The organism is Paenibacillus sp. 01T422, assembly GCF_056398785.1.
Genome location: NZ_JBFTQB010000209.1, coordinates 1 through 8,072, shown reverse-complemented (window position 1 = coordinate 8,072; position 8,072 = coordinate 1). Strand labels below are relative to the sequence as shown.

Here is an 8,072-nt window from a genome sequence, read left to right as displayed (position 1 = left end):
GTACTTCTCCAGAAGTAATCAGTCAGGTAGAACGTGTACTCGAACAAAAGCTTTCGTCTACTGTTACACAGGACTACACAAATGCTGGAGGCATTGCATCTATCGTTCAAATTTTGAATGGCGTGGATAGAGGGACTGAGCGGACTATTCTTGACTCTCTAGAAATTCAGGATCCTGAATTGGCTGAAGAAATCAAGAAACGGATGTTTGTCTTCGAGGATATCGTTAATATTGATAATCGTTCTATACAGCGAATTATTCGTGATATTGAAAATGCGGATCTTCAGCTTGCACTCAAAGTTGCTAGTGAAGAAGTTCGCGATGTTCTGTTCAAGAACATGTCCAAACGGATGGCAGAGACGTTCAAGGAAGAAATGGAATTTATGGGGCCTGTTCGTTTACGTGACGTTGAAGAAGCACAAACCAGAATTGTTGCTACAATCCGCCGCCTAGAGGAATCAGGTGAAATCATCATTGCACGTGGTGGAGGAGACGATATTATTGTCTAATATCATTAAATCATTTGCTTATTATGCTGTTGATGATAAGAAAGTGGTTGAAACGATCTCGCCATTTCAATTCCTTAATGATGATCTTGATGCGAGCAATCAGCTAACTCCTGAACAGCAGCAGGAATTAAATGAAGCAACAAACTTGAAGGATCAAATTCTTCGGGATGCCGAAGCTTTTGCTAATGAGCAGATCCATCAGGCCATGCAGGAATGTACGACTCTCCGTGAACAAACAGACGAAGAAATCAATGCTTGGTGGCAAACACGTCGCGCAGAAGATGAAGAACATGTCGCTTTGTCCAAGCAGGATGGTTTTGAAGAAGGCTACCAACAAGGAATCTCTCAAGCTGAAGAAGCGCTTAGACAAGAATACAGTGAAATGCTAACGGAAGCTCAAGGTATTCTCGAGCAATCTTACAAACTTAAACAGCAGATCATTCAGGAATCTGAGCCATTCTTAATCGAACTAAGCACATCAATAGCTGAGAAAGTCATAGGCAAACAGTTAACCTTAAATCCTGAATGGGTTGTTGAGTTAATTCAATCGGTTCTGTCACGTAGACGCGAAAAAGGAATCATTGCATTATGTGTAGCTCCATCACAATTCGCTTACATACAGGATGCACGTGAAGAGTTGCTAACTTCAATTGACTCACAGGCTGAATTGCAAATTATTCCTGATTCTACGGTGCAAGATCGTGGATGTGTGATTCGTTCTTCCTTTGGAAGCATTGATGCCCGTATCGATACGCAGTTGAAAGAGATTAAATCCGCTCTGCAACAATTGGCTACTCAAAGTGAGGGTGCAGGATTATGAACAGCGCACTACCTAAAGCTGATAAATACAAAGAGCATTTACATTCAATCGATCCCATTCGCGTTAATGGAAAAGTAACACAAGTGATTGGATTGACGGTTGAGTCGGAAGGCCCGGATGTGAGCATTGGTGATCTTTGTTACATCTACCCGCATAAATCCAATAAGCCTTTAAAAGCGGAAGTTGTTGGTTTTCGCAGCAATAAAGTGGTGTTGATGCCGCTTGGCGATTTGGACTCTATCGGACCTGGATGTGATGTTGTCGGTACCGGGAAACCACTTACGGTTCAAGTAGGCCATGAACTTCTTGGTAAAGTGCTAGACGGATTGGGACAACCTTTGGATGGTTCGTTTCTGCCTTCAAGAATGGCTCAATATTCTACGAATAATGCGCCTGGTAACCCACTAACTCGTCCGCGAGTGCTGAATCCAATCTCTGTAGGTGTTCGCTGCATTGATGGATTATTGACAATTGGCAAAGGGCAGCGTGTTGGTATTTTTGCAGGGTCTGGTGTTGGCAAAAGTACGCTGATGGGAATGATTGCCCGTAATACTTCTGCTGATGTTAACGTTATTGCACTTATTGGTGAGCGGGGCAGAGAGGTCTTGGATTTTATCGAAAGAGATCTAGGTCCTGAAGGACTAGCAAGATCAGTAGTTATCGTTGCAACATCTGATCAGCCTGCGCTCATACGTATCAAAGGAGCAAYGATTGCGACAAGTATCGCTGAGTATTTTCGTGATCGCGGCCTAAATGTGATGATGATGATGGATTCCGTCACTCGGTTTGCAATGGCACAGCGTGAAGTAGGCCTTGCTGTTGGAGAACCTCCAGCAACGCGCGGTTATACCCCTTCTGTTTTTGCCATGCTACCGCGTCTATTAGAGCGATCAGGTACTGGGCCGAAAGGATCCATTACTGCGTTCTATACAGTGCTAGTCGACGGCGATGATATGAATGAACCAATTGCTGATGCGGTGCGAGGGATTCTCGATGGACATATTGTTCTAAACCGCAGTATTGCCAACAAAGGTCATTACCCTGCCATTGATGTCTTGTCCAGCGTAAGTCGTGTAATGAAAGAAATAGTGCCGTCTGAGCACATGGAAGCTGCTGATCACTTAAAGCGACTTCTCTCTATATATAAAGATTCGGAAGACCTAATCAATATCGGGGCGTACCAAAAAGGTTCTAATCCAAATATTGATGTTGCAATGGATCATATTGAAGCCATATGGGACTTCACAAAGCAGAAAACTAGTGAAAAGCTAACCTATGAAGAAGCTCAAGAACGTTTGATTCACGAATTTTATAAGGGATGAGGGTCCTAAATGCAATTCCGTTATTCTTTCCAGCAAATTGTCGATTTGAAAAACAATGAACGAACACAGGCAGAATGGATTTTATCTGAGGCAATGGGTCAATTACGGAACGAAGAAACGAATTTACATGGATTATTTGAGCAAAAAGAGAACCTGCATCAGGAAATGGTGACGGCCTCATGCGATTCCGTATCCATTGCAAAGATGCTCATGTTGCAGACTTATATGAATCATGTAGACCAACAAATTACGCGTAAGCATCAAGATGTTCAGCAAGCTAAGCATATCGTTCTCAAAAAGCAGGAACATCTTTCGGAAAAAATGATCGATGAGAAGGTGTGGTCGAAAGCTAGAGAGAAGGCATTCGGCCAATTTCAATCCTTTGTCGCCAAAAAAGAGCAGGATGCTCTGGATGAAATGGCAACAAACCGGTTCAAACGACTCTCGTATTGAGGAAGGTAAAGGAGGAACAAGGAGATGGCCGATACAAGCATTGAAGGTGCATCTTATAGTGCGCTGGAGCGGTTTCTGATATGGTTTGTCATCCCCTTTGTGTTTACGGCTGTCTTGCTTTTCGTGTTACTGTCAATCTTTGATTATGATATCAAGAGCAGTATTCAGAAAGCGTTGCATAACACTCCGGTGATTGGAGCAATTGTGCCTGCACCCAAAGAAAAAAGTGTTGTAAGCGGAACTGCTAAAGAGACAACTCCTGAACAAAGCATCAAAACCAAGGATGATGAGATTACGAAGTTGAATGCCAAATTGGCAGAACTTCAGTCCGCTTTGCAGAAAGCTGAATCAACAACTGAGTTGAAGGATCAATCACTCAAAGATGCAGGAGCAAAGATAACTGAACTTGAAGAAAAGCTGAAAGACAAGACGCAAACAGAAGAAGAGTATGCGAATCAAATTACTCAACTTGCCAATATGTACGCAAAAATGACACCAAGCAAAGCGGCTCCAATCATTGAAGCACTTACACCCAAAGAAATGGTGCTTATCTTCTCCATGATGAAAGCGGATAGCCGCGGGGCTATCTTGGAGAAAATGGATGCTACGAAAGCGGCAGAAGCATCGATGGGACTTAAAGATGTTACTCCTGTAAGAGATAAAGAGATTGCGGCTTTACAAGAAAGATTAGCAACGAATGGAGCAAGCACAGCAAAAGCGACGACATCTGTCAGCAAATCGGATTTAGGTCAAACTTTTGCTAACATGACTCCCAAAAGTGCTTCAAACGTGTTAATTGAAATGAACAAATCAAATCCCGAGAAAGTATTAGCCATCTTAAGTGGCATGGATAATGCTTCCCGTTCCAAAGTGATGTCAGCATTGTCTGATGCGAATAAGGAAATCGCTGCTTCAATTTCAGCTAAGCTTGTTCAGTAACTGACGTTGATTTCAGGAGGGAGGTGAAAAATAAAATGGATGTACAAATACAGTCAACACCTACAGCAAACCCTGCTTCAGCTTCGACGAATAAGGCGGGAGCCACAGGAGCGACAGGAGCGACAGGAACTGCTACTAAAGACGGTTTCAATCAAGTCCTGGGCGGTCAATTGACTCAAGATAACACGGCTAATGCTGAGCTGAATCCTGCTGACCCAGCACTTTCCCTAGGTATGCTTCTGCAAATGCTTCAGAGTTTGGTAGCTCCTTTGCAAGGAACTGCTGTGCAGGATGTGAAGACAGAAGATCAGCCACTGTCAGAGGTTGTTTTGGAGGCTATGAATAGTAATCCAGCGCTTGCTGAGCAATTATTACAGGATCCTAAAGTTCAGCAATGGTTTGAAGGAGCAGAGCAACTTCTGCAATCGCTAAGCGGAGCTCAATCAACTCCTTTGGCTACTCTCCCAAGTGCTTTAAAACTTCAACCAACTGAAGTTTCAAACCTACAAGCTCAAAATACGTTGTTGGCATTAGCTTCATTATCAAAGCAGCAACCAGACAATCCAATTGTGAAGTTTCTGAATGAAGATCTTCAGAAGGCCATCCAACCATTACTTCCAGAGTTGATGACGAATTTGAAGGGCCAATCTTTGGAAGCCGGTACAACGGAGAATGCAGCCGAAGCAATGGAAGGTTTGCTGAATGTAGGTAAGAAGGAAGTCACTGCCACTGATAAGTCAACTCATCACAAACTTGGTAGCAAAAAAACAGCTGATCAGAACCTTGATATGATGAACTCAGTGACGATCGTACAACCTGCCAAGTCAAAATTGGAGGTTCTTGCTCTGAAAAGTGGTTTTCTAACCACGCAGATGGATTCATCTTCAACATCAGTAGATACGATGCCAAATCTTGTGGATTTGCCAACTGAACCTGAAACTGCTACTAGCTCAGTGGTTACGATCGCTGATTTGCAGAGAACGCAGCAGCAGGCGGTTGTTGATAAATCAGTTGCTCCAACGATGAATGCAGCTAATTTCGCTGAAGAAATGACTGATCATGTTCTTAAAAACAYGAAGATCACACTTGCAGACGGTTTCTCTGAAGCAAAGTTATCGTTGTTTCCAAAAAATCTAGGTCATATTGATGTGAAAATATCGATGCATGATGGGCAGCTAGTTGCACAGTTTGCTGCCGAATCCGCAGCAGCTAAGCAGATGCTAGAAAATCAGCTGCCGCAACTGAGACAAGCTCTTCTAACACAAGGTTTGCAAGTTGAAAAGCTTGAAGTAACGCAAAGCCAAAACATGCAATCCAGTATGTTCCAAGAGCATCGTCAGCAGCAAGCCTTTGGTCAGTCTCAACGTCAAAATAAGAACAATTCGGGCAGCTTTGAGGTTGAATCACTGGATTTCGATCAAGAAATTGATACAGTGGCACAAGTTAGACCGGCTATTCATGGTAATTCCTTTGACGTAACTGCCTAATAGTGAGTCCATTTGATGCAGTTGGAGGTGAAAGTATGGCGACTAGTCCAGTCGTAGGTAACGTTTCGGATTTAATCAATGCAGGTCAAAATGCTAAAACGAAAGAAAAAGACAACAATACATTAGGCAAAGACGATTTTCTCAAAATCCTAATTACCCAGCTTCAGAATCAAGATCCAACACAACCATTACAAGACAAAGAGTTTATTGCCCAGATGGCTCAGTTCACTTCCGTTGAGCAATTGACCAATATGGCTGGTGAAATGAAACTAATGCGTCAATCACTAGGATTTGTATCAGGTTTGATTGGTAAATCAATTACGTGGGATGAAATGGATTCTTCTGGAGCGACTGCCGAACAGTCAGGCGTTGTTGATTCCATCTCGTTCAAAGACGGAAATCAATTTGCCAATGTGAAGGGAGTGGAAATTTCTCTGGATAAACTCAAGAAAATTGAGGATGTCGGAGAAACCAAATGACAGAGAGAATATCCATAGGGCAGCTTTATCCTAATGCGGTTTCTCCTGCGTCTACGAGACGAGCACCTGTACAGCAACCGGTATCTACATCCGTATCCGGTAACCCTACTTTTCAAAAGCTTCTTCAGGAGCAATTTGTTCGTTTCAGTCACCATGCAGAAGTTAGGCTGAAAGAGAGAGGCATTCAACTGAAGCCGGAGCAACTTGACAGTCTTAGCAAAGCAATCGATAAGGTAGCTGCAAAAGGCGCAAAGGACGCACTAATGGTTTTAGGCGGAAATGCATTGATTGTTAATGTTCCTAACCGAACTGTTGTTACAGCGCTTGACGGGAACGCGATGAATGAACATGTTTTTACACAGATAGATAGCGCAATTTTTATATCTTCATAAACGGGCTCGACCGCGCAGGAAGCCTGGAGCTGTGGATCGAAGGAAGCAGCTCATGATATACGTTATTTTAATCCGATTAGGAGGCTAGTAAGATGTTAAGATCTTTATACTCTGGTGTTTCAGGTATGCGTGGTTTTCAAACAAAATTAGATGTTATCGGTAATAATATCGCAAATGTAAACACCATCGGATTTAAAGGAAGTCGTGTTATGTTTAAAGACATTCTTAGCCAAACAGTTTCAGGCGTAAGTGCCGCTGATGAGAGCCGTGGCGGTGTGAATGCGCAGCAAGTTGGTTTAGGTGTAAGCTTGGCTTCAATTGATACCATACATACAGCTGGTAGTGCGATGACAACGAACGTTCCTACAGATTTGCGTATTAATGGAGATGGATTTTTTGCAGTAGGAACTACAGAACAAACAGATGCTCCTTATTTGACGAGATCTGGGAACTTTACTTTAGACCCAACTAGAAACCTGGTGAATGCTGAAGGCCTACATGTTATGGGAGCTGAAGGTGCTGGTCCAATCGTGATTCCGGATGATATCGTCTCCTTCTCCATCTCTCAGAACGGTGATATCATCGGTGTTGATTCCACAGGTGCTACAGTTGCAACTGGGCAAAAAATCGGGGTTATTAAAGTCGTTAACCCGTCTGGTCTAGAGAAGATTGGTGGCAATCTGTATCGTATGACAGCGAATGCTAATCCGGAGGGTGCGATTGAAATTGTTGCTCCTGGTAATACAGAAACAGGAACAGGAACACTGATTTCTGGGCAACTAGAAATGTCTAACGTTGATTTGACTGGTGAGTTCACTGAGATGATTATCGCTCAACGTGGTTTCCAAGCAAACTCCCGTATTATCACAACTTCTGATGAAGTGCTTCAAGAGGTCGTCAATCTTAAACGTTAATTTTCATTGAAATGACAGAGGGGAGCTAGTCTCCCCTTATCCTGATGCAGGAGGAGAAGCATGATTTCTCTCACTCGTTTAAACGGTAAAGCCATCATCCTTAATGCTATTTTGATTGAATTGATTGAAGAGACGCCAGACACCATGATTACCTTAACTACAGGCAAGAAAATCACAGTTCTTGAGAAGGCAGAGGTTGTGGTAAGCTTAGTGCGGACCTACATGCAGGAAATTGGCTCAGTTCGAGCGACGATTATGTCAAGGGATGCGGAGGGTTCGTAATTGTTTAAGAATAAAATTTTCATTCTGATCGTATCGATTTTAATTGCAATCACATTAATTTTGACCGCTGCATTCGTTTTGTGGAATTTTATGGAGAAGAATAATCAATCCAAAGATCCTGCGGTACAAGCACAAGATGCTGTAGCAAGTGTGAAACCGACGAAAGCACCGTCTGCTGAAGCAGTTAAGGCAAACACGGCAATCATCAAAGATATTTTGACCAATTTATCAGGCAGCCAAAATTTCATTAAAATTAGTTTCGCTTTTGAATTGGAAAACACAAAAGGTAAGGCTGAATTTGACAGCTTGCTGGACTCCGCAGTGAAAGGGACAATCGTTCAAACACTAGGAGATCTTACCAAGGATCAAATCGAAGGAAGTAAAGGGTCAGATAATTTAACGGCAACGTTAATGAACAAATTAAACCCACTTCTTCACGAAGGTAAAATAAAGCAAATTTGGATAACTGATAAAG

Annotated in this window: 11 protein-coding genes; all 11 read left to right on the top strand. The window is 42.7% G+C overall.

The genetic code is table 11. The features are described 5' to 3' along the window. Nucleotides 1–509 (top strand): flagellar motor switch protein FliG (gene fliG / locus AC1DUA_RS13915; RefSeq protein ID WP_477500328.1); only part of this gene is annotated, 509 nt, incomplete at its 5' end. Next, on the top strand, nucleotides 502–1,329 hold the full coding sequence (locus tag AC1DUA_RS13910) for a FliH/SctL family protein (RefSeq protein WP_477500327.1): 828 nt from the start codon (nucleotides 502–504) through the stop codon (nucleotides 1,327–1,329). The genes fliG and AC1DUA_RS13910, both read left to right, overlap by 8 nt. Then, a complete protein-coding gene (gene fliI / locus AC1DUA_RS13905) occupies nucleotides 1,326–2,651 on the top strand; it encodes a flagellar protein export ATPase FliI (protein WP_477500326.1) in 1,326 nt (441 codons plus the stop codon). Before AC1DUA_RS13910 ends, fliI begins: the two co-directional genes overlap by 4 nt. 9 nt (nucleotides 2,652–2,660) lie before the next feature. Further along, nucleotides 2,661–3,104 (top strand): flagellar export protein FliJ, encoded by a 444-nt coding sequence (fliJ, locus tag AC1DUA_RS13900; protein ID WP_477500325.1) that lies wholly within the window; start codon nucleotides 2,661–2,663, stop codon nucleotides 3,102–3,104. A gap of 24 nt (nucleotides 3,105–3,128) precedes the next feature. Next, nucleotides 3,129–4,043: a MotE family protein gene (locus AC1DUA_RS13895; RefSeq protein ID WP_477500324.1), complete on the top strand. Its 915-nt coding sequence runs from the start codon at nucleotides 3,129–3,131 to the stop codon at nucleotides 4,041–4,043. Nucleotides 4,044–4,078: 35 nt separating this feature from the next. Continuing rightward, nucleotides 4,079–5,530, top strand: a complete 1,452-nt coding sequence (locus AC1DUA_RS13890) for a flagellar hook-length control protein FliK (protein ID WP_477500323.1) — start codon at nucleotides 4,079–4,081, stop codon at nucleotides 5,528–5,530. A 35-nt stretch (nucleotides 5,531–5,565) separates the two neighbouring features. Next, entirely contained in the window at nucleotides 5,566–6,009 is a 444-nt protein-coding gene (locus tag AC1DUA_RS13885; RefSeq protein ID WP_477500322.1) for a flagellar hook capping FlgD N-terminal domain-containing protein, read from the top strand. Continuing rightward, nucleotides 6,006–6,401, top strand: a complete 396-nt coding sequence (locus AC1DUA_RS13880) for a TIGR02530 family flagellar biosynthesis protein (protein WP_477500321.1) — start codon at nucleotides 6,006–6,008, stop codon at nucleotides 6,399–6,401. Before AC1DUA_RS13885 ends, AC1DUA_RS13880 begins: the two co-directional genes overlap by 4 nt. Nucleotides 6,402–6,493: 92 nt before the next feature. After that, nucleotides 6,494–7,315: a flagellar basal body rod protein FlgG gene (gene flgG, locus AC1DUA_RS13875; RefSeq protein WP_477500320.1), complete on the top strand. Its 822-nt coding sequence runs from the start codon at nucleotides 6,494–6,496 to the stop codon at nucleotides 7,313–7,315. Nucleotides 7,316–7,375: 60 nt separating this feature from the next. Further along, nucleotides 7,376–7,597 carry a flagellar FlbD family protein gene (locus AC1DUA_RS13870; protein ID WP_127451068.1) on the top strand — a complete coding sequence of 74 codons (222 nt, stop codon included), beginning with the start codon at nucleotides 7,376–7,378 and terminating at the stop codon, nucleotides 7,595–7,597. Then, nucleotides 7,598–8,072, top strand: a 475-nt coding sequence (locus AC1DUA_RS13865; protein WP_477500319.1) for a flagellar basal body-associated FliL family protein, incomplete at its 3' end; no start/stop codon positions are given. It lies immediately after the preceding gene.